Here is a 24,701-nt window from a genome sequence, read left to right on the forward strand (position 1 = left end):
GCAGGGGAGCAGGGGAGCAGGGGAGCAGGGGAGCAGGGGAGAGAACAAAAATACCAAGTTCTTTCCCCTCTGCCCCTCTGCCCCTCTGCCCCTCTGCTCTATCAAACGCCTGAAGCTTGTGAGAAATGCGGGCGTAAAACCTTTGTGTACTTCTGCGGTTTTCTTCTCTGCGAGAGGCTACGCCAACGCGAATGCGTCTCTCTGCGTTTAAAAAATCCTTCCAAACTCCTCACACCCTGTCAAATTAAATTATGACCACTCCCCTAGCACTTACCACCACGCAGATTGACAACGTGCGGGCCCATATCAAAAAGACTTGGAAAACCTTAACGCGATCGCACGAACACTTATTAAAATCTGCAAAGGATACCAAACTAGACCACAAAACCGATACTCCCTGGATCGTCTACATTTCCCCCTTAGAAGATTGTCCCGACATTCAGACAGTGTTAGAGCGATCGCTATCTTCCAAGGATATGCAACAGCTAGAAATTCGCACTTTGCCCTCAGAAGTCGAAGCGATTAAACAGCATGGTTTACTATACCTACCAGGCCCTTATGTCGTACCAGGTGGTCGATTTAACGAAATGTATGGCTGGGACAGCTACTTTATATTACTGGGACTTTTGCACGATGAAGAATGGGATCTAGCACAAAGCCAGGTTGACCAATTATTGTACCAGGTGAAGCATTACGGCACTATCCTCAATGCCAACCGGACTTATATGCTGTCGCGATCGCAACCCCCTGTCCTCAGCATGATGGTTTTGGCATTATTCCAGCACACCCAGGATGAAGAGTGGTTGAGATCAACCGTACCCCTGCTAGAACAATTTTACTATTACTGGGTAGTACCGCCCCATTTGAATCCTGGAACCGGCTTATCCAGATTTTATGCCTTTGGCGAAGGCCCCGCGCCAGAAGTTGTGTTCTCCGAGCGAGATGAGGAGGGAAAAAGCCACTACGATCGCGTCAAGGAATATTACCAAACCAATGAGGTTGAAGATTACGACGTTAATCTTTACTACGATCGGGAAAATGATAAACTGACTCACCTATTTTACAAAGCCGATCGCACCATGCGCGAGTCCGGTTTTGATATCACCAACCGATTTGGCCCCTTCAGTGCTGATATCCTCCACTATGCTCCTGTGTGCCTCAACACTTTGCTATATCAGGTAGAACAAGACTTAGCGCAAATTAACGCTATTTTAGGGAACGAACAACTAGAAAAACAATGGCGCGATCGCGGCGGATATCGGCGCGATCGGATCGATCAATTTCTCTGGAATGAAGAACGAGGACTCTATTGCGACTATCACTTCCAGAGTGGAAAACGCCGTTGCTACGAATTTGCCACCACATTCTATCCCCTGTGGCTAGGAATTTCTTCTCAAGCCCAAGCCCAGCGCGTCGTGGAAAATCTCTCTTTGTTTGAAGCCCCAGGCGGAATTCTTACCAGTACTCATGTCACCGGAAACCAATGGGATGCTCCCTTCGGTTGGGCACCACTGACATTAATTGCTGTGCAAGGACTTCACCGTTATGGGTTTCATACAGAAGGCGATCGCATTGCCAATAAATTTCTGGCTATGGTGGTTAAAGAATTCGAGCGTCACAACACCCTAGTTGAGAAATATGATGTTGAACGCTGTTCTGCCAACGTTTCTGACGATATTTCCTTTGGATACAGTTCTAACGAAGTTGGCTTTGGCTGGACAAATGGAGTAATTCTAGAACTCCTAGCAGCCCGTGGGAAAAAGTGAAACTTTTACACTAATCGACATCTCGCCCTGAACTGAAGTTCAGGGCGGGATATAAACACAGTGCTAGTACCGCAAGGCGGAATTCAAAATTCAAAATTCAAAATTCAAAATGAATACAGCGTAAGCCTTTCGTTGATTTGAAATAGTAGCTTTATTTACGCCGTGGTGTACTAGTAGTCTATCAAGGTAATTTTGTTAAAGTTAAAACTGTTTGTTAAACCGCAGAGGCACAGAGGACTCAGAGAGAAGAGAAAAATGCTCAACTGAATCGTATTGAGCTAAAAGTAAAAGAAAGCCAAGAGAGTTTAGATGTGAGGAAGAGACAATTATTGCTTGCTTCTTGCTCACATCCGATTTTATTAGGAATTTTTTGAGTATTTTAACTGATTGACAAAAGTGGCTTTATCTTTATCTATTATGAATGCCACGATCGCAAGCTGGCGACATAATCATACAATTACCACATCATGGATCTGCCTAAGTAGAAAATTCCAACCGATGGGCAGTACCATCATCTAGAAAATTCTGTTCGCCAACGCCGACTAATTCCACAATGGTTTCACGGGTTATAGGTGAAAACTCGCCTTCTCTGGCTGCAATCTCAACAATGGTTCTTTGCTGTTCGGAATAAACGCGGTAAGTTGTGGTGGAAAAGGCTCCTGTTTGGTACTCAAAAGTATGACCATCATCTTCATAAAGGGTAAACTCACCAACGCCCTTCCAGATTCGCAGCCGCATTTGGTCTATGGGATGTTCATCTACATGTTGCATTACTGGTGCGATCGCAATAATCGAGCCAGCACGAACATATAACGGCATTTTCTCCAATGGTGCATAAGCAAGAATGTGAGTTGGCCCTGTAAATTCCTCCCCACTCCACCAATCGTACCAACAACCTTCAGGCAAATAGACGGCACGATGTTCAACACCGGGACGGTAAATTGGTGCTGCTAGTAAGGAGGGGCCAAGCATTACTTGATCGGCTAGAGAAAAGGTCTTTGGATCGTTGGGGAAATGATAGAGAAGTGGGCGAAGAATTGGTGCGCCAGTAGTTGCAGCTAACCAAAAAAGAGTGTAAATGTAAGGTAGTAGTTGATAACGGAGTTCAATGTAATCGCGGCAGATTTTTTCGATGCGATCGCCAAATACCCAAGGCTCATGCTGTGCAGTAGTTAATGCTGAATGTCCACGCATCAAGGGGTAAAGCATTCCTAGTTGCATCCAACGAGCAAATAGTTCAGCCGTAGCGTTCCCGGCAAACCCTCCAATATCACTACCGACAAAGGCAACACCCGATAAACCCAGGTTACAAAGCATTGGTATGGACATTTCTAAGTGTTCCCACAGAGATTGATTGTCTCCTGTCCATATAGCTGACCAGCGTTGAATGCCGGCATATCCAGAACGTGTCAATACAAAAGAGCGTTCAGTTGGACGAGATATTTTAGCTCCTTGATAAGATGCCTGTGCCATCATTAGCCCATAAAGATTGTGGGTTTCCTTGTGGGTGGTTATCTCGTCAGTTGGGCCCTGCGGTGCATCAAGAGGAAAGGAAATTTTGTTACCAGGATCGCCGAATGGACGGTCATCAAGTGCGGGTTCATTCATATCGTTCCAGATGCCGGCAACACCAATATCAGTTAGACTGCTTTGCCAATTTCCCCACCAATCTCTAACTTCAGTCCGTAGGTAATCAGGAAAAACAGCTTTGTCTGGCCAAACATAGCCGTGAAATAACTGACCATTAGTTTTTCTGATAAAATAGTTATTTTTTAATCCTTCGTCAAAGACTTTGTAATCTGCTTCTGGCTCGTATTTGACTCCCGGATCGACAATCGTCACTACTTTAAATCCATCTTGTTTCAGATTTTGGATTAATTTTTGAGGATCGGCAAATCGCTTGGGACTCCAGGTAAAAACCCGGTAGCCATTCATATAATCAATATCTAAATGAATAACATCACAGGGAATGCGACGCTGACGAAATTCATCAGCTAGTTTGCGTACTATATCTTGTGACTCGTAACTCCAGCGACATTGGTGATAACCCAATGACCATCGAGGTGGCAAAGGCATCCGTCCGGTTAGTTGGGTGTAGGTTTGGATAATTTTTGCAGGTTCAGGCCCATAAATAATGTAGTAATCTAGTTCACTCCCCTCAGTCTCCATTTGCCAGACTCCAGGCTGTTGTGCGCCCAGATCAAATCGGCTCCAATAAGTAGTATTAAAAAAAAGCCCGTACCCCAACCCAGGTCGCAAGGCGATGAAAAAGGGAATTGCCTCATACATACTGTCTGTCATGATGCCGTAATCGATCGCATCTGATGCCCAGTTGGTTTTGACTTTCGATCGCTGATCTAGTAAACCAGTAGGTTCGCCAAAGCCATAGAAATGTTCGTCAGATTCAATCCGTTTCCAGCCAGCAACAGCACCAGCCCGCCACCCCATACCTAAGTCTGTATCGTGAGCAAAGGGCTGTCCTGCTGAGTCAAAGAATTGGATACGACAAGGATTGCGGGACACGACAATACACAATTGCTCAGTTTCAATTTCTATAGTCTCTGCTTTTTCCCGCAGTTCAAAGGGCACAGCAGGCCATTCTTCATCAGCTTGTGTTACCGCCCACGATCGCCTGGAGAGAAATTCACCACTTGGGGTCATCCGTACCCGAATTAAGTTTGCTGCTAGCACACTAACTGTTAGACAGGGGCCACCGCACTGCAAGAGGATATGGCGCTCATTTTGTTGTATTGCTTGTACTGCCCCAAGAATTGACCAAGGCGCTTCGGTTGTGTGCAGTTGTCCAAAGTATTGTGGCATAATCCCTGATTCAAAGATAACGACTTTCCCCAATTGAGATTCACATAAATTACTACCAAAAAGCGTGTATCTTTAGGCATAGCATATATCTAACTTTACTTTGGATGGGAGATTTCCTTAACTTAGGGACTTCCTGTTGACCTGAACTTCATCAGCCGCTCTGGTCATTAATAGCAATTGTTCATAATCTTTTGGTGTATCAATATCGATACTCCCTAGAGGAAACGGAATAGAAAACACTTCATCCAGGTTATTATTAATAACTTTTTTTGCTCCTGAAGTCTCTTTCAAAGCAGCAAGTTCTGAAAAAAATCTCTGACTAAATAGAGCGGGTACACCTAATGTCTCCCCATATTCGCAAGCAATAATTGGTTTTTTACTCGAATAATACGCATCAACCAGTCGATTAATAATTTGGGAAGAAACGAATGGCTGGTCGCAAAGTGTAATAACTACTGCCTCTATTTTTTGTGGAAGATTATTTAGCAATTCAATACCGCTTTTGATGGAAGCACTCATTCCACAAGCCCAATCCAGGTTTTTAACTACTTTAATGGGAAGTTGCTTAATTTGGGGAGAAATCTGTTCTGCATTTGCTCCAAGTACTACGATCGCAGGTTGACAAACTGAAGCGATCGCAATTTCTGTGATGTGATGTACAAAACTCCGTCCCTGATAAAGCAAGAGTTGTTTTGGTGTGCCCATACGGGTAGATGCACCCGCCGCAAGAATAATAATAGCTATACTTGATGTTTCAGTTTCTTTTTGATCGGTGGTCGATACCATAGATAAATACTATGTCGCTAATAAGAGATTTAAGTTACTTTGATAATTTTGATGAATTGGTTGATTACGATTTTTTAAAAAATTACTCTGACGGTTTGTTAGCACTGCTTGAATTTCTGCAATGATGGCGATCGCTATTTCTTCGGGTGTATCTGCGCCGATATCAATACCAATAGGACTATACAATCTATTTAATTGTTCGCTAGTAGTAACTATTTTTTCTGTCGATAAATCTTGAAGCAATCTTTCTGTGCGATGCTTTGGCCCTAAAATGCCAATGTAGCGTGCAGGAGATGGTAGCATTACATTTAAAATTTCTAGATCGTCAAGATAATTATGAGTCATCACTACAGCCACTGTGCGATCGGTTATCAAAACTTGTTTATGTACAATATCTCGATTGCTAAGAATCACATTACAAGGCGGAGAGAATCGCACTTTAGTTGCCTCATTAGCTCGACAATCGACGACAGTAACTTCCCAACCTAATGCTTGAGCAAACTGGGCTACTGGTACAGCGTCATAACCTGCACCAAATATTACTAATGGTGTAGGGGGTTGGATGACTTCGATGAAAACTTCTGCACTGCCTAAAGGTAATTGATAGTTTTTTACACTTGACTTTTGATTAGCAAGGGCTGCTTGAGTATCTGCACTCAGATATTTAATTAAATTTGGATCTTTAATATCAGTGAGAATTTTACCATTTGGATACAGCAATAAGCGCGACCCAAGTTTAACATCTACCCCGCCTTCAAAAGCAAAGACTGTAGCAATAATACCCAAATGTTTTTGATGAAAACACTCTTGCGTAAAAGCGATCGCATTGAGTGTACTTTCTGTCTCCAGCCGTTCGATAAGAACTTGCACTATCCCATTACACCCCAGACCAAAGCCCCAAAGAATATCTTCAGAGGCAGTGCTATCGTAAGTAACAACAATTGGTTTACCGTCCGACATTCGTTGTTTTGTATACTCAAATACGTCGTTCTCCAAGCAACCAGCGCTGATTGTGCCAATAATCAGACCTGTATCTGTCATCAACATTTTGGCACCCGGTCGGCGATAAGTTGAACCTTGAGTTTTGACTACAGTGGCAAGAAAAGTCATTTCACCACTTTTTTGACTGGACTCAAAGCCTTCTAAGATTGCTTGTAATTCGTTCATTTGACTGCTTATTTTTCTATTTATAGTAGGACATTAACGATAGAACGATCGCAATTCATCGGAGGTCTTTTCTAAGCTCGTACTTCTTGGGATTGGTGAGCATAAATCATGTGAGAAATAACTGATAGAATCTAATACTCGTTCTGCGGACAGGGCGCTTTCATAAAACGGTTTGCACTACCAACAGTAAAGAATAATAATTACCTCGACAAAGGAGAGGGCATTAATCAAAAAGACGACTCCCGCATTTGCTGCTACCAAAATCAAACCTGCGATCGCTGGCCCAATTGCTCGCGGTATGCACGTATTTATTGAAGCGCTCTAGGAGCGGGGCCACGAGTTACATCCAATCCTGACACACGAGGTAGAGCGATCGTTTTGCCTGTTTGTGCGGCTTCGTAAATCAAGGCTATTAGTTTTTGGTCTTGCAAACCTTCTTCCCCAGGTGTATGGGGTTGTTTATTCTGAATCACGCAATCTGCCATGTGATCGATTTCTAAGGCAAACTGGTTTTTTTCACCTATCCGCACTTCACTGATGTTTTCTGCCATGCTGTTGCTTGGTGATTTGCGCGAAATCATCATCCGCAAACCGTTGTAAGAGAACCCCGGATCGATTTGTCCCCAAGCATCAGAGCCGAAGACGCGAAACCGCCGCGCTTCATGAAAGCCGTAGCTAGTTGAGCAAATTCCCAGCACTCCACTGGGAAACCGCAGTTGAAAAGTAACGTTTTCTTCCACTTCTTTGAAGCGCGGATCGCCAGGAGTGGTGAAGACTTGGGCGCTAATTGCGATCGGTTCTTCTCCCGTCAAATAGCGAGTTGCGTTCAAGCAGTAGATTCCCACATCTGGTAAAGATCCACCTCCAGCGAGAGCGCGTTTTAACCGCCACTGATTTAAGTCCCCGCCCTGATTTTGTCCGTTATCTGCCTGAATCACCTTCACAGTGCCCAATTCTTTGCTGCGAATCATCTGAATCATGGCGCGATGGTGCGGCTCGTATTGGCACCGATAAGCAATCATCAACTTGCGATCGGCTTGTTTACACGCGTCGATCATCTGTTGAGCATCTTCAACCGTGGTTGCCATTGGCTTTTCACACAAGATATGCTTCCCGGCTTTAGCACCACGCACCGTATATTCCCGGTGCATACTGTTGGGCAGTACAATATAGATTACATCAACGTCTGAATTGTTGCGGAGATTGTCGTAATTCTGATAGTTGTAAACATTCTGCGGTTTAATGCCATACTGCTGGGCAACAAGATTTGCTTTGGCAGCATCACCACTAACTAATGCAGTTGGCTTTGCTAGTTTACATTCTGCAAACGCAGGCATGATTTCTTCCAATGCTAGTCTACCCAGTCCAACGATCGCAAATCCTAAGCGTCGCTCTGGTGGCAATGCAGTCGGAGGCCCGCCCGTATCGACTTCAGTCTTTTCCGAGATCGGCGCAAACTTAATCTGAGGTGGCAAAGAACCTCCGCGTGGGGTAGCTTGCCCAGTCGGTTGTTGGGCAGCAACCTCTTCGCCCATACTACCAAGTGCGGCGGCTGAAATAGCTCCTAATCCAGCAGTTGTTAGAATCTGACGACGAGAAAATTCTCCTTTAAACAATTCAGACATTCTGGTTCCTTAATGATGAAATTTTGGACTTACGGAGTGCTGGTTGGTGTTGGGGTGCTAGTTGAAGTTGCACCAGGATTAACAATGGAACTAACTTGTTGCAGGTGTTCTTGGAGGGTTGGTAGCGCTTGAGCCGCAAATGCTTTCACGTCTGGATCTTGTCCCTGTTGAGCTTGACTTTGAAATGCAGCGACATCCTTTTGATGATCTTGAAGCATTTGATTCAGATATTGGCGATCGAAGTTAGTACCAGAAAGCTTGGACAAACGTTGCTTCACTTGCTGATTTTTGCTGTCGATAGTAGTTGGCAACGTGACACCTTTCTGAGTCGCTAACTGTTTGAGTTGATTGTTGACTTGGGTATGATCTTGAACCATACGCTGTCCATACTGTTTGACTGTATTGCTAGTTCCCCGTTGTGATGCCAGTTGTCCTAGTTGGACTTCTGCTAAACCACCAACAGCCGCTTCAGTGATGAACTTTCTGTCTGAAGAACTAAGGGTATTTTGCCCCGATGTAGTTGGTGATGCAGTTGGTGATGGACTCTCAGTCGCTTGCACAGAGTTAGCAGGTGGAACTTGCGATGTATTCTGGTCATGGGGGGTAGTTGGTGTGCAACCAGTCGCCGCAGATAAGGCGATCGCTACTAAACCAGTAGAGAATATTTTGAACTTGGACATAATCAATGCTCTCCTTAGATAAAGCTGTATTTTGTAATCAAAACCGTAGCGATCGGACACGATCGCTTCCAAGTTTTATTGAATAATTTAATGATGTTTTAGATGGTGTCTTACTTGAAGGAAATAGCGATCTTTTTAGCAGACACAAAGTGGATCGAAGTCAACCTGTTTGTACCCCCCCTTCACATCATCGAAGTTTTGAGGATAAATACATCTTCCAATCGATAGACTCAGCAGCAATCAAGACAGAGATAGTAATGAATCCTCTGGGTTTTTGTAAAAATGCATCAAGTCAACTTACATAAGAATTGATTTTAAGAGGATATGCATAAAACCAGAAACTTGATGTAACTCACACCTACAAAATTGCGTAGTCTTAGCCCGTGGTAGACATCGCTGTTTGCATAAACAAACGCTTAAATATAGTATTAATATTTACCCAAGATAAGCTGGATTCGTTGCTGTACTATCATTTTGGTTTGTGGTCTTATATCGTTCATATTGCCCTTTAGCTGCTGCCTCACGGGTACGCGCTAACAGGGCTGTAACTCGTGCGCGATCCATTGGCTCAAACGTGCGAACTGCCTCAAATGCCTGGTCTAAAATTTCCATGCTATCAATGCCCGTAATTACAACTGACGTTGGCAAATTCATTGCGTAGTGCAGGCACTCGATCGCACTAACGGTGTTACTTCTGAGAATGTAAGACTCTCCGATCGATTTCATTCCCAGCACGCCAATATTATTTTTGACTAACACAGGTAAAACCTGGTGTTCAAAACTTCTAAAATGGGCATCCATTACATTTAAGGGCATCTGTACAGTGTCAAAGCGAAAACCATTTTGTGTGGCAGTTTCTAACATCTGAAGATGAATCAGGGGATTTTTGTGTCCTGTAAAGCCGATATAACGAATTTTGCCCGCCTTCTGCGCCTCAACAACTGCTTCCATTGAGCCGCCAGGAGCAAAGACGCGATCGGGGTCTTCAAAGCGCAGTATTTCATGATGCTGCATTAAATCAATGCGATCGACTTGCAAATCTTTGAGCGATTCATCAATCTGCATTTTGGCAGCGCTTTTACTGCGACCATCAATTTTTGTCATTAGGAAAACTTTGTCGCGATAACCATTTTTAAGAGCATTTCCCATCCACCGATGGCTACGTCCGTTGTGATAATCCCAAGAGTTATCCATAAAGTTGATGCCGCGATCGATGGCGCTGCGGATCAGCTTGATACTTTCTTGCTCCTCTTTAATACTTCCAATGTGATACCCACCCAAACCAATTACAGATACTTGTTCTCCGGTGCGTCCAAGGTTGCGATACAACATTTCGCCGCGTCGAGTTGGAGTGGCTGAATTTTGAGTTAACAGTTGAGTCTTTTCATCAACTGGTTCTGTTTGGGCAAGAAGGGGCTGCAAAAATCCTTCCGAAACTGCAAGTCCTGCTGCTACTAATCCCGAAGCGGAAGCAGTTTTTAATAAACTGCGTCTACTGATTTCCATAATTGTCTCCTAAAAGCAACAACAGGAATGAGCCTGAATAGTATCACGGCTATATGGCACAGAGAATCTAACTAAGGTGTGTTTTGAAACTTACTCCGTAAGATGCATTCACAATGCTTACCTTTTGTTTAAGCTTGCTTTATTTAAAACTTTATCGATAAAGGTAGGAGTTAAAGGGCAGGAGGAAAACAGTTTTTAAGGGACTTTCAACTAAAAAATATCCCATTGCTTTGTAGGCAGGGAGCAGGGGGAGGAATAATCATGTTAAGTCTAGAAATTGGGATAATTTATTTTTTGGAGTTCCCTAAATAAAATGAAGTTGGACTCAAAAGCTGATAAAACTAGCTTATGCAAGACTCTAAACAAGAAATAAATGCCAGAGCTTCTATAGATTTAGAACAGCGAAGGAATTGGTATTCTCCCGTTGCTGATATTTATTACAACGCCAGACCACAATATCCAAAGGAACTGATCGAGCGGTCTGTCGTTTTAGCCCAACTTTCCTCAGATGCATCGATTCTTGAGGTCGGTTGTGGGCCAGGAAATGCAACGGTAGCTTTTGCTCAATTTGGTTTTCCAATGACGTGTCTTGAGCCAAACCAGGATTTTTGTCATTTGGCACAACGCAACTGTGCAGCCTATCCAAACGTTGCAATCCAGAACACCTCATTTGAGGAGTGGGAAGTGGAAGCAAAACAGTTCAATGCCGTTCTATCTGCTAATGCCTTTCACTGGATACCGTCAGAGATTCGGTATGCCAAGGCAGCGACAGCATTACGCGACAACGGGTTTCTCATCCTGCTATGGAATCTGACCGCTGAACCGAAATACGAAGTTTACCAAGCGATCGAGGAAGTGTATCAAGCCTATGTTCCCTCACTTGTGCGGTATGAAGGTGCGGAAACTCAAGCGGAAATTTTGAGAGGGTTTGAGCAAGACATTCTAGACTCTGGTTATTTTAAGGAGTTGGTGACTGAGCAAATCGCGTGTGAGGTTACGTACAGCATTGATAACTACCTTAAGCTATTAAGTACCTTTAGGAGACTAGAGCCAAAGGCAAAGGAGTTGCTATTTACAGGATTGCGGGAAAAGCTGAGGAACTTTGGAGACAGTGTACACCTCTCATTTCTTTCTGCTGTTCACGTTGCCCGAAAAGATGGATAAGCTGGTTAATGACGCAGCAGAACAAGTCATTGGAGCGGATGTGCAAATTCTTTCTGTCTAGCGTTACACTTAGTCGATCGCCGCTCAATTTGGTTGTTCAACTCATTTTTAAGAATTCAAGAGTTAGGGACTTCCAAAAAATAAAATATACAGTAGGGTGTGTTAGGCGAAAGCCGTAACGCACCGAGATATCTGGCGGTGCGTTACGCTGTCGCTAACGCACCCTACAAAATTGGATATTTTTTTAANTTGGAAGTCCCTTACATTATAATCGCCATAAGCTTGCTGCCACAGGAAAAAGGCTGCCGATCGCAATTGTAGAAATTACACTTCAAATCCGCGACTCTGTTGATGCGCTTGCTCCAGATCGTGGTGCATTGACTGTTGCGCCTGATGAGACAATCCGTGTCCGTTTAAATATGCCGTTGTCGTTGCTGCATTGATTAATGCGTTTTGCATTATTCGCGTTGCAGTTTATGAGAGATGCGATCGCGCCTTCGGTAGGTGTTGTTTGAAGGTGCTTTTTGATCGAATTCCATGCCCATTCACGTACTTGACACCACTTTGCGAGGCGCTAAAAAGCCCAGGACAATTGCTACCAAGAACAATGCTGGAATATCACCAAACAGGTGTCCATGTTCAACAGGGTCAATTACTGCATGTACCGCCATAATTAGCCCGTGGACTAAACTTGACCAGACGGTGAACCAGATTAAACTGAGGTAAGCTTCTGGTTGCCTTGAAGCCAACAGCAAAAAGACACCAAGCGTCGCATAAACACCAGCGATCATCTGTTCGTATTCGTGCTGACCTGGTTGCCATAACCAGCCCGATGCCCAGACCTGAGTTAGCGGATAGATAAGTAAAAAAGCTATTCCAAAAAGAACCAGAGCGATTCGTAAGTACCGATCGCGCCCATCCATTGCTTTAACCTCCGCTATTTTCTAGTGCAGTCTCTATTAACAAAACTGGATAATCTTCTGATTGTATTCCCACTAGTGATACTTCAGCTTTGGAGTGTTAAAAATTTTAATGCTCTTTGTAGTTTAAAACTGATTCAACTGTGAGTGCAAGTCGATGCGTTATGAATGCAAGTCAATGCATTATGAATGCAAGTCGATGCATTATGAATGCAAGTCGATGCATTATGAATGCAAGTCGATGCATTATGAATGCAAGTCGATGCATTATGAATGCAAGTCAATGCATTATGAATGCAAGTCAATGCATTATTAAAGCTCGATCAATTTTAAAAGTTTATATTACTGATAGTTGTTGAGTTCCAATGGATACATTTAATGTACCAAGATACCAGAAGAAAAAATCAGACCGCAAGCGTCCTTCTCGTAAAAAGGCAGTTGCGATGGTGTAACCGCCCGCTAGAAGCGATCGCCAGTTAATCAATTTTGATGGAATTTAAAAACGAGCGATCGCTATATCTACAGCAGTTTATCTAATGTGATTGGCAAATCACGAACGCGCTTGCCTGTGGCATGATAAACGGCGTTGGCGATCGCCGCCGCAGTACCGGTAATGCCAATTTCACCAATCCCCTTAACACCAAGCGGGTTGATATGTGGATCGCGTTCATCGACAAACAACACCTGAATATCGGGAACATCTGCATTCACTGGTACGTGATACTCAGCTAAATCATGGTTAACAACCCGTCCGAAATTCGGGTCTATTACCGTATGTTCCATCAGTGCCATACCGATACCGTAGACAATTCCACCGATGAGTTGACTGTTGGCTGTTTTAGCGTTGAGTATGCGTCCAACACCAAAGCTTCCCACCCAGCGCGTTACTCGCACTTCGCCAGAATCAGGGTTAACGCGAACTTCGGCAAATTGCGATCCAAATGAGTGCATTGAGAACTTCTTTTGTTCGTCTCCAGGTTTGGCATCTGCACGCGCTTCGATCGCTTTCATTCCATGTCGTGCCAAGATTGCTTGATATGTTTCGCTGGCGGAGGATTTATTTTTTAAGAAAAAGCTGCCATTTTCGGCAATCACATCCTCAGCCTTTGAACTATAAAGCGGTGATTTTTGATCGGCAAGTGCTAGTTGCAAAAGCTTACTGCGAGCTTGATTTCCCGCTAAATGCACAGCCGAACTTACACTAGCGGCGGTTTGTGAACCACCGGAAACAGGGGTTTTTGGCATCTTAGTATCGCCTAGTTCAAAGCGAACTTTCTCAACTGGTAGACCAAGCGCCTCAGCTGCAACTTGAGTCATGACAGTATAAGTTCCCGTACCAATATCTTGAGAACCGCTTTGCACAACTGCTGTGCCGTCCGCCATAATTTGAGCGATCGCCGATGCCGCAGAACGATTGGTAGGATAAGTAGCTGTCGCCATCCCCCAACCAATCAAATAATTGCCGTCTCGCATCGAACGGGGCTTAGGATTGCGCTTTTGCCAGCCAAACTTTTCTGCTCCTAGCTTGTAGCATTGGATGAGTGACTTGCTCGACCAAGGCAGTCCTTTAGTAGGATCGACATCCGCATGGTTACGCAGACGCAGTTCTACCGGATCGATATTGAGCGCATAAGCTAGTTCGTCCATTGCCGATTCTAAGGCGAACGACCCAGAAGCTTCGCCTGGGGCCCGCATATAGGTTGGTGTTCCCTGATCGATCTGAACTAGACGATGGCTAGTTTCGATATTCGGGCAAGCGTAAATCATGCGGGCGCTTTTACCAACAGGTTCGATAAATTCATCGAAGGTTGAAGTCTGGGAAGTGCCAGTGTGTCGCAGCGCGGTCAATTTTCCGTCGCGGGTTGCACCTAGAGAAACTTGTTGAATTGTCTCTGGTCGAAAGCCCACAGGCCCATACATTTGTATTCGTCCCAGAACTAATTTTACTGGGCGATTAACCTGTCGGGCTGCGATCGCTGCTAGTGGCACATGCGACCAAGCCGACCCTTTGCAACCAAAGCCACCGCCAACAAAGTAAGACATAACGCGGACTTTCTCTGGCTCAATTCCTAATACCCCCGCAACTTTTTGTTGAGCCGAAAAGATTCCCTGAGTTGCGTCATATAGCAACAATTGATCGCCTTGCCAAACTGCTGTTGTGGCGTGAGGCTCCATCGGATTGTGATTTTCGATTGGTGTAGTATAGGTTTGCTCGACGCGGACAGCAGCAGTCGCTAGTCCCTGATTGACATTGCCGTGCGCTGAATCGGGCGATTCTTCTCTAGGGATTTTACCTTTAGGTAAGTATGCCTTCGCGAGATTCTCCCGCATATTAATGGTCGGTTTTTCTTCGTCATAGCGGACTTGCACCAGCGAGGCAGCATACATTGCTCGTTCAAAGGTATCGGCAACCACGACACCAATGTGCTGACCGCTATAAAGCACAACGTTATCTTGCAGCACTTGCAGCTTGCTACCGCCGCCCTTTTCTCCATCAGCTTTGGGCGCGTTGAGGTGAGTAATAACTGCTAATACACCCGGTACTTGCTCCGCCGCCTTGGTATCGATTTGGGCAATCTTACCTTTAGCGATCGTGCTTTGAATTGTCACGCCATAAGTCATTTTTGCTACCGGAAACTCAGCCGCATAGCGTGCGCCACCAGTCACCTTCAAATGCCCATCAACTCGATTCAGGGGTTTGCCAACAACTGTATTTTTATCGCCTGTATTCATGCCATCCCTCCTACCGTTGCCAGCGCCTTAACAATGGTGCGTCTAGTCAGTTCGACCTTAAATGCGTTGTATTTTTGAGGTTTAGCTCCAGCAACGGCGGCATTTGCTGCTGCTTGAAATGTTGCCTGGTTTGCTGGCTTATTCAAAAGCGCTTTTTCCGCATCGTAAGCACGCCAAGGCTTTGTTCCTACCCCACCTAAAGCAATGCGTGCCGAGCGAATGATCCCATTTTGAATATCCAACGCCGCCGCTACTGATGCCATTGCAAAGGCATAAGAGGCGCGATCGCGGACTTTTAGATAGTGCGATCGCTTCGCAAAGTTTGAAGCAGGCAAGTCAACGGCAACAATTAACTCTCCGTGTTGGAGAACTGTCTCCCGTTCGGGTGTCTCGCCAGGTAAGAGATGAAAATCTACAAGGGGAATACTGCGCTCTCCATTGGGAGAGCGTGTTTGCACAACTGCATCAAGTGCCACCATTGCCACCGCCATGTCGGAAGGATGAGTGGCAATACAGCGATCGCTGCCACCGAGAATCGCGTGGATGCGATTATAACCCTCAATGGCCGCACAACCGGAACCGGGAACGCGCTTATTGCAAGGCATTGAAGTGTCGCGGAAGTAGTAGCACCGGGTACGTTGTAGTAAATTTCCGCCCACCGTTGCCATGTTTCGTAGTTGCGGTGATGCTCCAGACAATAACGCTTCTGACAGCACAGGGTAACGCTGTTGAATTATCGCATCATAAGCAACGTCACTATTGCGTGCCATTGCTCCAATCCGCAGACTGTTACCTTGCATTTCTATCTTGCTTAGTGGGAGTGGGTTAATATCAACCAACTCTTTTGGCATCTGAACATTCAGCTTCATCAAATCGATTAGGCTGGTACCACCTGCAAGATACGAAGCTTCGGCATCGGGAGCCACCAAAGCCACAGCATTCTCAGCTTGTCCCGCTTTTTTATAGTTAAACGGCTGCATCTTTTTTTCCTTCTAAGACATCGCGGACAGCAGCCACGATATTTGGATAAGCACCGCAACGGCAAATATTACCGCTCATCAATTCCCGAATGTCGGCATCTGATTTAGCGTGTCCTTCTTTGACTAAACCCACTGCCGAACAAATTTGTCCCGGTGTGCAGTAGCCGCACTGAAATGCATCGCGGGCAACAAACGCAGCTTGCATCGGGTGCAAATTATTTCCTTGCTCCAGTCCCTCAATAGTTGTGATGGCAGCATCTGTGTGCATAATGGCAAAAGTCAGGCATGAGTTAACACGCCGCCCATCAACCAGCACCGTACAAGCACCGCATTGACCGTGGTCGCAACCTTTTTTACTACCAGTTAGCCCAATGTATTCCCGTAGTGCATCAAGTAAAGTAACACGCGATTCAATCTGCAAACTATGTGCTGTTCCGTTCACTTTTAGCGTCACCTTCATAGTTTCAGGTATCGAACTTTTCAGCATTGGAGTGGTTTTTTTGACCGGAGTTTGTGCTACACTTTTTTCCACAAAATTACTGGTCGTAGCCGCTACTGTGCTGACGAACATTAATTGACCCAGCCTGCGGCGTTTTAGCCTAAACTTCATCTTTTGACTCCATTCTGTTTTTGTTGGTAATAATTCTATTTTTCTTGGTAATAATATTGAGTAATTTTCATAGCTTAAATTCTTTGTAAAAACAACTCTTTCTTACAAGCAAGCGTTTTCCTCAAAATGACATTGTTAACAGAATACAATTTCATCTTGTTCTCGTCTCTCTATCAAAAGATTTATGCCATAAGTATCATCAATTATTATCCTGTTCTGGAATTAACAATGTTTTCATTCGATAGAACAGTTAAATTTTATCAAACCAGAATTCAGGAGTCAGGAGTCAGGAGTCACAATTCAGCATAAATTATGTACCAGTGGCGGATGATTTAAGAAGATTTCAGAATTATTATTAAAAGTATTTAATTTAATTAATTAGCCTTACTATTTTTGAAGCAATTACTGTTAACACAATCATTTATTTTTAAAATTTCCACGCTAGACATCTACAGAGAGTAGTCCATAATGAGGGCATAAAAACCTCTTTCCATCAAGAGTGAACTCTTCCCTATTTCAAGCTATGTCTTTGTACTTTCCCTTGACCGAGAATTCTGTGGACAAAAGGGAGCAAATTGTTGAAAGTCAGCGTCAATAGTAGATAATTCAACTAAAGTTTTAGGTGTAACTAGATGCACAATGGTTTTAGGAGTAACCTGCCACTACTGCTGACATTCTGCTTATTTACGAGCTTTTTACCTGCTTCTGGTTCAGTTCTATGTCCAGCCGTTGCCTCTGACGAATACTATAAAGTAGCCAGAAATGATGGCAGAGATGGACGCATAGGAACCGATGGGCGATCGGGTAGAAGCGGTGAAAACCAAAATATTGTTGTCAATGGTTCACCCGTAAATCTTGACTTATCAGGTAAAGATGGTGAAGACGGGGAAGATGGCGAACATGGCGATCGACCTGACTGTGGTTATCAACGCGATGCCCGCGTCAGCCATGATATAAATGCACCAAATGGTGGCAATGGCGGTAACGGTGGTAGGGGAGGAGATGGGGGAAATGGAGGTTCCCTCACAGTGTATTACAGCAATTTGGCAGACTTACGAAACATTTCTGTCCGCGCAACTGGCGGGGAAGGCGGACGCGGGGGTAGAGGTGGAAACGGTACAGAAGGTTGTCACTGTCACAGGCGAAGTTGGGAAGTGAAAACTTGTACAGGAACGCCTGGTAGCTCTGATTATAAGTGTAGTGATAAGACTTATCGATGTAGCGACGGTAACGATGGGCGAGATGGTAGTGATGGTAGCGATGGTAGCCAAGGGCGCTTAGGAACTTTAAGTATTGTGAATAGCAAGGAAGCTTTGGCCTCTGATACTCCAACAGTGCAGCTAGCAATTTCGGAATTGACAAACAAACCAGTAAACCTCTCAAAGAACAAGTGGAATCAACGCATTGGAGCAGCTTCTCTACTTGCGCCTGGAACTGCGATCGCAGATGATTATCGAGAGTTTGAACAGCGTCTAGAAGAAACTTTTCAAATAGTTTGGCAAGAAAGACAACCCATCACCAGCTTTGGCAATCAAGCTGTCACACTGAATTTAACTGACAACAAACAAGTAGAAGTAACTTTTGCCGAGGACTTATGGGTTGATGGTAACACCAAAAATGAAGCTAACTTAACAACATTTACCGTTAACCATGCCATTCCTAAGAAAGATGTCACCCGGTTAGCTGTAGCAGAGTTTGCTGAAGCTGGACAAAACCTCAACTTAAAAATAGTTGATTTGGCAGCAAAATCTGATGCTATTAATACTCAGTTTCGCATCAAATTCTTAGCAAAGGATAACTTGTACGGTTCTTCTAGCTACAAAACTGAATATGAAGGAGATATTCCCAACGAACTTGTGACTCGTGACTACAACCGTTTTACTCTAGCTTTGGGTAAACTCAAAATTCCTGACGAAGCTTTACGCCCTGGTGTCAACGTTGATATTGAAGTCGTAGCAACTCGTTCTTTGGGAATACGTTCTGCCAAGCAAACTATTAGCTGGCAGGGTGCAATCCGCAAGCCTAGATAAAATTTAGGAAGATTTTTTCCCATCTGATACCATTTGTGACAGAATATAGGCTGCGAAATCTAGTAACTGATCCAGCAAAAAGCCAATGATACCAATGTAGAGAATCACCTGGATTATATAATCAACATTCCCAGCTTTATAAGCTTCCCAGAGGGTAAAGCCAAGTCCTTTTGGCCCTGTTAACATTTCTATAGCAATAACTATAAACCAGGCTACCCAAATACTAACTTTCAAGGCATGAAATATATGGAATATAGCTACTCGAAAGTTATTATTCTGCCTATGAAAATGCCGCATACCGATTGCCGTATTAATAATCATCGTCCAGAGAGTTCCGATAAAAACTACTGAAGTAGCAGCCGATTCGCTCTCTTGAAACACTATTAAAGCAATAGGTAGCAAAGCTATAGGAGGGATGCTATGTGGTATCTGAAATATCAGCCGAAATAGCTGATAAATCATGCTATTCATCCCTACTAGATATCCGATAAAACTACCCAAGACGGCGGCTGGAATATAACCCACAAATAACCGTTGTAGGCTAGCTAAAATGTCTAAAAACATATATTATCTCTGCCTCAGTTCTCATGGAAAACATTTAGAAAACACTGCGGCAACAACACCAAATAGTAGAGAGAAAAATGTGCTAAATTACACGTTATCGTTGAAAAGTACAAGATTTTTATATCTTCTCGCCGTTGACGATTAATCAAAATCACTTAAGTATTATTACGATGTGCGAGTAGTAATACAAAGAAGAGGTAAAACTTGACTTTAGTAAACTTTATCAGAAAAATAAATCCTGATTAGTAAATTAAATACAATTTCCAGATTTAACTTCCTTGATGATTGTAGTACAAATTCTTTGTGAAGCTTTACCAAATCTAGCTTAGGGAGATTTTAGATTTTGCCCTTTGTCGTTGGGAGAAATCTTAGATTTAATCGTTAAAAAGATGAATATATAAAACTTTTAATATTAAATAATTAGCAATATTTGTTATTAGCAATACAGAATTATTAGAAAATATTTTACAGTAATCTGAGAAATATCAGTGCATCTTTTTTTATTCAAAAATGAGAAAAGCAGGGATAAACCAAGTACATAGATAAATTAGGACTTTTACACAACAACTTAAAGGGGCTAATCCTAAATATTAGAGCCTATTTATAAAGTAAATAAAAAGTTAGGGTGTGTTACGGCTAGTACAACACGGCGGAAATAAACAGACCATTCCAAATCAACGAAACGCTTACGCTGCATTAATTTTGAATTCCGGCTTGCGGTACTAGCCATTAGGTAACACTGTAATAACATCCATCTTTGGGATACTCTTTCTTTAGATTAAGTATTAACTCTCTAGAGATAGAGCCGGTTGCCGATCTTGGAGGTTATTCTGATGATTACCAACAGTTGGGTAGCAAATAAAACTCAATTTTTATCAGCAACATATATCTTTCAACTCATTAAAACCTCTTGTTTTTACAAAGTTTTAGTTTCTCAATATCGTATTCAGGAGTGAAATCAACAGCTATGTCTATTCCAAACGAACGCGAAATCAAAAGCAGTGAAGTCAAGCAAGAATCTTACACTGATACAAATGGTAATACTCACACCCATCTGACACGAAGCAGTGAAACGGTTAACAACAGCACAGCTAATCCCAATTCTTACCAAAACGGTTATGTAGAAGGTCGGAATAGTGAGCGTACATACCAGCAAGCCGATTTAGCCGAGCGTGACGAGAAGAATGCTAGTGGTGGTTTGTTGTTGGGTATTATCGTTACTTCTCTGCTTGGTTTGATTATAGGTGGGGTCTGGTACTTCAACCAGAGTAATAAGGCAGCAGTTGACAATACTGTACCGGTTTTGGTTCCTGTACCGAGTAATAGCAGCAGTCCAACCCCTAGCGCCTCTGCATCTCCTCAACCACAAACGACAATAATCGAAAGAACTAGGGAAGTACCTGTACCTGTAGCTGTACCTGTACCACAACAGCAGGTTGTACCGCCTGCACCTCGCCAACCAAATATTAATATTACTATTCCACCCCAGCAGCCTGCGGCAGAAAAAGCGCCTTCTGTAATCCAGCCAACCCCTAAAGCGACACAAAGTCCAACGAGTAATACTTCTACTTTGCAAAATGAGGGCGGTACTTCTACTAATACTGTCACCCCAAGTACGAAAAATGATGCCTCTAAAACTACTCCACCTCAAGGAGCAGACCAGTCAAATAGTACATCTAATGGTGGTTCTTCTACCACAAGTGATACTACTAAAAGCGGTTCTGGTCAATAACAGCTTTTGAACTTTGATCCCACTTGATAATGCTTGCATTTGTGCCAACGTATAATTAAGTGGGGCAATTTCTGAAAAAGATTTGTGAATTGTTGCAACAAATTAATAGTATTTAGGACTAGCCCTTTCAAGGTAACTTGTACAATTTCTTTTTGATCTCTGCACCTTATGCGTCTCTACGGTCAAAAAATTTTTATTGAACTATAGAGGCACAGATAACCGGGTTTAAGAGATTAAAGAAGAATTTATCGAGTAAGATTTTTACCTACCTTGAAAGGGCTAGTGCTATAAATATGCCTGTAAGATTATTTCCCTAGATTGCGCTTCATTTGTTCTAACTCATCTTGAGTTTCCCAGCTACGGAACTTATCTTCTAAGTCATCAAAACCACTAGAATAATTGCTAGTTTTATTTGACCAACCACTGGTTTCAAAACGCTGCTGAGTTTGCGCTTGCTCGCGGGCTGTCTGTGCAACGGCTGCTTTGGCTTGCACCTCCTGTCGGCGTTGCTGAATTTTGTGCAGTAGTTCTTGAGATTGGTTAATGCGTTCTTTCAGCCCTTGCATGTGTCCCCAACGCTGATTCCCTTCGCGCAATAGGGCTGCTTCTCGCTCACCCGCCGCAGTGGCCAAATCTTCTCTATCAGCGTTTTTGGCTTTTTGAACGCGGATATGCCAACGCTGAATTTCTTGAGCGGTGGAGAGAATTTCTTCTTGCGATCGCTTCTCTTGTAATTGTAAATCTGCGATCAGCTTTAATGTGTCTTCTTCTTGCTCACGCAGCTGTTCTAGCAGCGCCTCTAACTCCAAATGTGGATTGTTACGCAAGAATTCTTCTAAACGGTTTTCTAAAAACCGACTCAAATCATCAAATAAGCCCACTGCTAGAACTCCAGAGATCGGGTGCGTGACTATTTTATTGTAGTAGTCAGGTGGACTTCTGGGTGTTAGTTAGATTTCAAAGTTGGGAAGAATGTATTTGGTGAAACTACGCAAACAACGCTGACTTATAAAATAAGGCTTTAATTAAGTATGAGTTCAGATTTTCAACCACCACCTAAGAGCTTGTCCATGCTAGCTACTGTAGGAGGAGTAGTTACGGCTGTAATAGCGATCGCAATTTTGAATGTTTGGTCTAAGCAACTTTCTAAGGCTTCCATAGAAAAACCTGAAATATCAACATCCAAAACTGCTTCAGGCCAGTTAGTACAACCAGAGAAACCACAAAACCCTGTCTCTGGTGCTAAAGCAACCGAAATAGTTGCCAGCCTTGATGCTAAATCTGTAGTTTTGCCAGGTCAATCCATTCCGAAAAACCAACTAACAGTAGCCATAATTCCTTATGTTGCTCCGGGAGTCGGAAAACTGACCCCAGAGGAAACGAAAACCGCTCGTCAGGCTTGGTTATACTTCCAGCGCAACTGGAATGATGAAACTGGTTTAGTCAATTCCGTTGATGGCTTTGCCTCTGTCAGTATGTGGGATCAGACAGCAGCGATCGCAGCCTTAGTTAGTGCTAAAGAACTCAATATCGTGCCTGCGGCTGAATTTGAAGCCAAAATGAGCAAAATGTTGAAAACACTGGCATCAATGCCCTTATACAAAGGCGAACTACCCAATAAGGTCTACAATACCAAAACCCTTGTACCCGTTAATTATGGTCAACTAGAAAAACGCGAAGAAATTGGTTGGTCAGCCATCGATTTAGGGCGGATGGCAATCTGGCTGAAAGTTGTCGGGGCAAAGTATCCACAATTGCGACTAGAAACAGAGGCAGTTTGGAAACATTGGCTAGTCTTGCGTCTAACCAAAAATGGACAAATGTACGGTACTGCCGTTATTAAAGGCAAAGAACAATACAACCAAGAAGGGCGCTTGGGCTATGAGAATTATGCTGCTTATGGTTTAAAGCTTTGGGGCTTGAATGTTACACAAGCATTGGATTATCAGACCAATGCTGCCTTTGTGGATCTGTACGGACAAGGAATTCCTTACGATCGCCGCGACTTTAAAAACTCTGGAGCTAATAACTATGTTCTCAGCGAACCCTACATTTTAGATGGCATCGAAACTGGGTTTCAAGCTTTGCCTAAAGCTTATGCCGATCGGATTTTAGCTGCTCAAGTAGCGCGTTATGAAGCCACAAAACAATTAACTGCTGTCACCGAAGACAACTTAGATCGTCCGCCATACTTTGTTTACAGCAGCTTGTTTGTGAACGGGGAACCTTGGGCAACTATCACAGATACCCAACAAAAACACAACGATTTGCGATTTCTCAGTGCCAAAGCTGCGATCGGCTGGCATGTACTTTACAACACTACTTACACTAGCCAGCTATTTAATTTTGTCCAAGCTAACCTTAACTCTAAAGATGGTTGGTACAACGGCTTTTATGAATCTCTCCATCAGCCGAATAAAACTCTCACCGCGAACAATAATGGCGTGATTTTAGAAAGCTTGCTGTATAAACAGGTCGGACAACCACTTACCGTTTGGGCAGGGGTTAAAAGTCAGAAGTTAACCCAGATGACTATTAGAACACCGTAAGCTACAGTTGAGATTATAAGACCATGAAAAAGCTTACCTTCCATAGAAGTATAAATTATTCATGGTTTTGTCACAGTTTTGTAATGCCTCTGTCAATATGCCGTGTGATAGTAAAGCTCTGGGTTAAAAAATAGACTCGCCCCATAGCAAATCCACACACCAGAATCGCTCGAAGAGAATCGTTATCAGGTACAAACCCCGATAGCATAAATCTTCAAATCAAAATTGCAAAATCATAGTTTAGAAGGAAAAAAAAGATGAATTGGAAACTACTTGCTTTGATCCCTGCTTTGACTTTAGCTACTGCTGTACCTGCTTACTCTTTAACCAATAATAAAAGCCACAATCCGATTGCTGCGACTCAAGTGGCACAAAATCCTCAGCAAGGCAATATGATGAAAAAGCCTAATGCTGTCCATAAGCTTAATGCCAAGCACAAGGCTAACCATAGTACTGCACTCACAGTAGGCAGCAGGGGAGAAGCAGTCAAAACTGCTCAGAATGCTTTAAAACAACAAGGATTCTATACTGCAAATGTGAATGGTGTCTTTGATAACAAAACACGTTCAGCAGTGATCAAATTTCAGAAGTCTAAAGGATTAAGAGCAGATGGCATACTTGGACACCGGACTTTGGCTGCTCTCAAATAAGATGATTTACTTAACTTGTTTACTAGAGTTAAAGTAAAACTACTAAACAACGCCAACTTTGATACAGATCATAAAAGAACGATGAAAAACTCCACCCACTTGCGGGATGGAGTTTTTGGGTATGGAGCATATTAAATCAACCTTTTTTATCTGGATATTGCCTACGACTATCTCGTAGGCATTTTAATATTTTTATAACTTATGCAAAACTACATATATAGGAATCCGGTTTGATTTCTGAAAATATCCGTAGGATGTGTTAGCGACAGCGTAACGCATCAAACCCGTGAAAATAGTGCGTTACGAACTCCGTTCTAACACACCCTACAATAGATAATTTCGTTCAAAAATCAAATAGTAATCCTATATAGGAATCCGGTTTGATGGCTGAAAAAATATGTAGGATGTGTTAGCGACAG

The 24,701-nt window shown here is 43.3% G+C and carries 21 protein-coding genes; 7 read left to right on the forward strand and 14 right to left on the reverse strand.

Annotation, left to right across the window (positions count from 1 at the left end; genetic code table 11):
• On the forward strand, positions 1–255 hold a 255-nt coding region (locus tag CDG79_RS44130; RefSeq protein ID WP_223278378.1), incomplete at its 5' end, for a hypothetical protein.
• Entirely contained in the window at positions 252–1,766 is a 1,515-nt protein-coding gene (locus CDG79_RS29035) for a trehalase family glycosidase (RefSeq protein ID WP_094345221.1), read from the forward strand. The genes CDG79_RS44130 and CDG79_RS29035, both read left to right, overlap by 4 nt.
• A 477-nt stretch (positions 1,767–2,243) precedes the next feature.
• Here CDG79_RS29035 and CDG79_RS29040 read toward each other — a convergent pair whose 3' ends face one another.
• From CDG79_RS29040 to CDG79_RS29065, 7 genes are all read right to left on the reverse strand, one after another.
• The gene (locus CDG79_RS29040) at positions 2,244–4,586 is read right to left on the reverse strand and encodes a glycoside hydrolase family 31 protein (RefSeq protein WP_094345222.1); all 2,343 of its coding nucleotides are present in this window, start codon (positions 4,584–4,586) and stop codon (positions 2,244–2,246) included.
• A gap of 117 nt (positions 4,587–4,703) precedes the next feature.
• Positions 4,704–5,372, reverse strand: a complete 669-nt coding sequence (locus tag CDG79_RS29045) for a nucleotidyltransferase family protein (protein WP_094345223.1) — start codon at positions 5,370–5,372, stop codon at positions 4,704–4,706.
• A gap of 9 nt (positions 5,373–5,381) precedes the next feature.
• The gene (locus tag CDG79_RS29050) at positions 5,382–6,539 is read right to left on the reverse strand and encodes an XdhC family protein (RefSeq protein WP_094345224.1); all 1,158 of its coding nucleotides are present in this window, start codon (positions 6,537–6,539) and stop codon (positions 5,382–5,384) included.
• Positions 6,540–6,716: 177 nt separating this feature from the next.
• Complete coding sequence (locus CDG79_RS44135) at positions 6,717–6,806, reverse strand: hypothetical protein (RefSeq protein WP_317616619.1); 90 nt, start codon at positions 6,804–6,806, stop codon at positions 6,717–6,719.
• A gap of 41 nt (positions 6,807–6,847) precedes the next feature.
• On the reverse strand, positions 6,848–8,164 hold the full coding sequence (locus tag CDG79_RS29055; RefSeq protein WP_094345225.1) for a Gfo/Idh/MocA family protein: 1,317 nt from the start codon (positions 8,162–8,164) through the stop codon (positions 6,848–6,850).
• A 29-nt stretch (positions 8,165–8,193) separates the two neighbouring features.
• Complete coding sequence (locus tag CDG79_RS29060) at positions 8,194–8,844, reverse strand: DUF4142 domain-containing protein (RefSeq protein ID WP_094345226.1); 651 nt, start codon at positions 8,842–8,844, stop codon at positions 8,194–8,196.
• Between the two features lie 435 nt (positions 8,845–9,279).
• Complete coding sequence (locus CDG79_RS29065) at positions 9,280–10,350, reverse strand: aldo/keto reductase (protein ID WP_094345227.1); 1,071 nt, start codon at positions 10,348–10,350, stop codon at positions 9,280–9,282.
• Between the two features lie 348 nt (positions 10,351–10,698).
• Between CDG79_RS29065 and CDG79_RS29070 the strand changes: the two genes are divergently transcribed.
• Positions 10,699–11,514 carry a class I SAM-dependent methyltransferase gene (locus tag CDG79_RS29070; RefSeq protein ID WP_094345228.1) on the forward strand — a complete coding sequence of 272 codons (816 nt, stop codon included), beginning with the start codon at positions 10,699–10,701 and terminating at the stop codon, positions 11,512–11,514.
• Positions 11,515–11,838: 324 nt separating this feature from the next.
• Here the strand turns inward: CDG79_RS29070 and CDG79_RS45000 are convergent, their stop codons facing one another.
• The 5 genes from CDG79_RS45000 to CDG79_RS29090 form a co-directional block, all read right to left on the reverse strand.
• The gene (locus tag CDG79_RS45000; protein WP_262985845.1) at positions 11,839–11,973 is read right to left on the reverse strand and encodes a hypothetical protein; all 135 of its coding nucleotides are present in this window, start codon (positions 11,971–11,973) and stop codon (positions 11,839–11,841) included.
• Between the two features lie 86 nt (positions 11,974–12,059).
• Entirely contained in the window at positions 12,060–12,437 is a 378-nt protein-coding gene (locus tag CDG79_RS29075; RefSeq protein ID WP_094345229.1) for a DUF6632 domain-containing protein, read from the reverse strand.
• Between the two features lie 516 nt (positions 12,438–12,953).
• Positions 12,954–15,167 carry a xanthine dehydrogenase family protein molybdopterin-binding subunit gene (locus tag CDG79_RS29080; protein WP_094345230.1) on the reverse strand — a complete coding sequence of 738 codons (2,214 nt, stop codon included), beginning with the start codon at positions 15,165–15,167 and terminating at the stop codon, positions 12,954–12,956.
• Positions 15,164–16,147 carry an FAD binding domain-containing protein gene (locus CDG79_RS29085; RefSeq protein ID WP_094345231.1) on the reverse strand — a complete coding sequence of 328 codons (984 nt, stop codon included), beginning with the start codon at positions 16,145–16,147 and terminating at the stop codon, positions 15,164–15,166. Before CDG79_RS29085 ends, CDG79_RS29080 begins: the two co-directional genes overlap by 4 nt.
• Positions 16,134–16,757: a (2Fe-2S)-binding protein gene (locus tag CDG79_RS29090; RefSeq protein WP_094345232.1), complete on the reverse strand. Its 624-nt coding sequence runs from the start codon at positions 16,755–16,757 to the stop codon at positions 16,134–16,136. Before CDG79_RS29090 ends, CDG79_RS29085 begins: the two co-directional genes overlap by 14 nt.
• Positions 16,758–17,389: 632 nt before the next feature.
• Between CDG79_RS29090 and CDG79_RS29095 the strand changes: the two genes are divergently transcribed.
• Entirely contained in the window at positions 17,390–18,787 is a 1,398-nt protein-coding gene (locus CDG79_RS29095) for a hypothetical protein (protein WP_094345233.1), read from the forward strand.
• Between the two features lie 3 nt (positions 18,788–18,790).
• On the opposite strand, the gene CDG79_RS29100 is transcribed toward CDG79_RS29095, so the two are convergent.
• Positions 18,791–19,351 (reverse strand): nitrate transporter, encoded by a 561-nt coding sequence (locus CDG79_RS29100; RefSeq protein ID WP_094345234.1) that lies wholly within the window; start codon positions 19,349–19,351, stop codon positions 18,791–18,793.
• Between the two features lie 967 nt (positions 19,352–20,318).
• Here CDG79_RS29100 and CDG79_RS29105 point away from each other — a divergent pair.
• Positions 20,319–21,083 (forward strand): hypothetical protein, encoded by a 765-nt coding sequence (locus tag CDG79_RS29105; protein ID WP_094345235.1) that lies wholly within the window; start codon positions 20,319–20,321, stop codon positions 21,081–21,083.
• Positions 21,084–21,388: 305 nt separating this feature from the next.
• Here the strand turns inward: CDG79_RS29105 and CDG79_RS29110 are convergent, their stop codons facing one another.
• A complete protein-coding gene (locus CDG79_RS29110) occupies positions 21,389–21,964 on the reverse strand; it encodes a TIGR04376 family protein (protein ID WP_094345236.1) in 576 nt (191 codons plus the stop codon).
• A gap of 150 nt (positions 21,965–22,114) precedes the next feature.
• Here CDG79_RS29110 and CDG79_RS29115 point away from each other — a divergent pair, with 150 nt between their 5' ends.
• Together CDG79_RS29115 and CDG79_RS29120 are read left to right on the forward strand one after the other, a co-directional pair.
• Positions 22,115–23,632: a DUF3131 domain-containing protein gene (locus CDG79_RS29115; RefSeq protein ID WP_189525176.1), complete on the forward strand. Its 1,518-nt coding sequence runs from the start codon at positions 22,115–22,117 to the stop codon at positions 23,630–23,632.
• A gap of 257 nt (positions 23,633–23,889) precedes the next feature.
• Entirely contained in the window at positions 23,890–24,282 is a 393-nt protein-coding gene (locus CDG79_RS29120) for a peptidoglycan-binding domain-containing protein (RefSeq protein WP_094345237.1), read from the forward strand.
• Positions 24,283–24,701: the final 419 nt, after the last annotated feature.

It is taken from the genome of Nostoc sp. 'Peltigera membranacea cyanobiont' 232 (assembly GCF_002245985.1).
Lineage (GTDB): Bacteria > Cyanobacteriota > Cyanobacteriia > Cyanobacteriales > Nostocaceae > Nostoc.

What these genes read in the sequence shown, in the direction of transcription:
- CDG79_RS29035 (WP_094345221.1), top strand. Translation starts at nt 252, where the DNA reads ATGACCACTCCCCTAGCACTTACCACCACGCAGATTGACAACGTGCGG.
- CDG79_RS29040 (WP_094345222.1), bottom strand. Translation starts at nt 4,586, where the DNA reads ATGCCACAATACTTTGGACAACTGCACACAACCGAAGCGCCTTGGTCA.
- CDG79_RS29045 (WP_094345223.1), bottom strand. Translation starts at nt 5,372, where the DNA reads ATGGTATCGACCACCGATCAAAAAGAAACTGAAACATCAAGTATAGCT.
- CDG79_RS29050 (WP_094345224.1), bottom strand. Translation starts at nt 6,539, where the DNA reads ATGAACGAATTACAAGCAATCTTAGAAGGCTTTGAGTCCAGTCAAAAA.
- CDG79_RS29055 (WP_094345225.1), bottom strand. Translation starts at nt 8,164, where the DNA reads ATGTCTGAATTGTTTAAAGGAGAATTTTCTCGTCGTCAGATTCTAACA.
- CDG79_RS29060 (WP_094345226.1), bottom strand. Translation starts at nt 8,844, where the DNA reads ATGTCCAAGTTCAAAATATTCTCTACTGGTTTAGTAGCGATCGCCTTA.
- CDG79_RS29065 (WP_094345227.1), bottom strand. Translation starts at nt 10,350, where the DNA reads ATGGAAATCAGTAGACGCAGTTTATTAAAAACTGCTTCCGCTTCGGGA.
- CDG79_RS29070 (WP_094345228.1), top strand. Translation starts at nt 10,699, where the DNA reads ATGCAAGACTCTAAACAAGAAATAAATGCCAGAGCTTCTATAGATTTA.
- CDG79_RS45000 (WP_262985845.1), bottom strand. Translation starts at nt 11,973, where the DNA reads ATGCAAAACGCATTAATCAATGCAGCAACGACAACGGCATATTTAAAC.
- CDG79_RS29075 (WP_094345229.1), bottom strand. Translation starts at nt 12,437, where the DNA reads ATGGATGGGCGCGATCGGTACTTACGAATCGCTCTGGTTCTTTTTGGA.
- CDG79_RS29080 (WP_094345230.1), bottom strand. Translation starts at nt 15,167, where the DNA reads ATGAATACAGGCGATAAAAATACAGTTGTTGGCAAACCCCTGAATCGA.
- CDG79_RS29085 (WP_094345231.1), bottom strand. Translation starts at nt 16,147, where the DNA reads ATGCAGCCGTTTAACTATAAAAAAGCGGGACAAGCTGAGAATGCTGTG.
- CDG79_RS29090 (WP_094345232.1), bottom strand. Translation starts at nt 16,757, where the DNA reads ATGAAGTTTAGGCTAAAACGCCGCAGGCTGGGTCAATTAATGTTCGTC.
- CDG79_RS29095 (WP_094345233.1), top strand. Translation starts at nt 17,390, where the DNA reads ATGCACAATGGTTTTAGGAGTAACCTGCCACTACTGCTGACATTCTGC.
- CDG79_RS29100 (WP_094345234.1), bottom strand. Translation starts at nt 19,351, where the DNA reads ATGTTTTTAGACATTTTAGCTAGCCTACAACGGTTATTTGTGGGTTAT.
- CDG79_RS29105 (WP_094345235.1), top strand. Translation starts at nt 20,319, where the DNA reads ATGTCTATTCCAAACGAACGCGAAATCAAAAGCAGTGAAGTCAAGCAA.
- CDG79_RS29115 (WP_189525176.1), top strand. Translation starts at nt 22,115, where the DNA reads ATGAGTTCAGATTTTCAACCACCACCTAAGAGCTTGTCCATGCTAGCT.
- CDG79_RS29120 (WP_094345237.1), top strand. Translation starts at nt 23,890, where the DNA reads ATGAATTGGAAACTACTTGCTTTGATCCCTGCTTTGACTTTAGCTACT.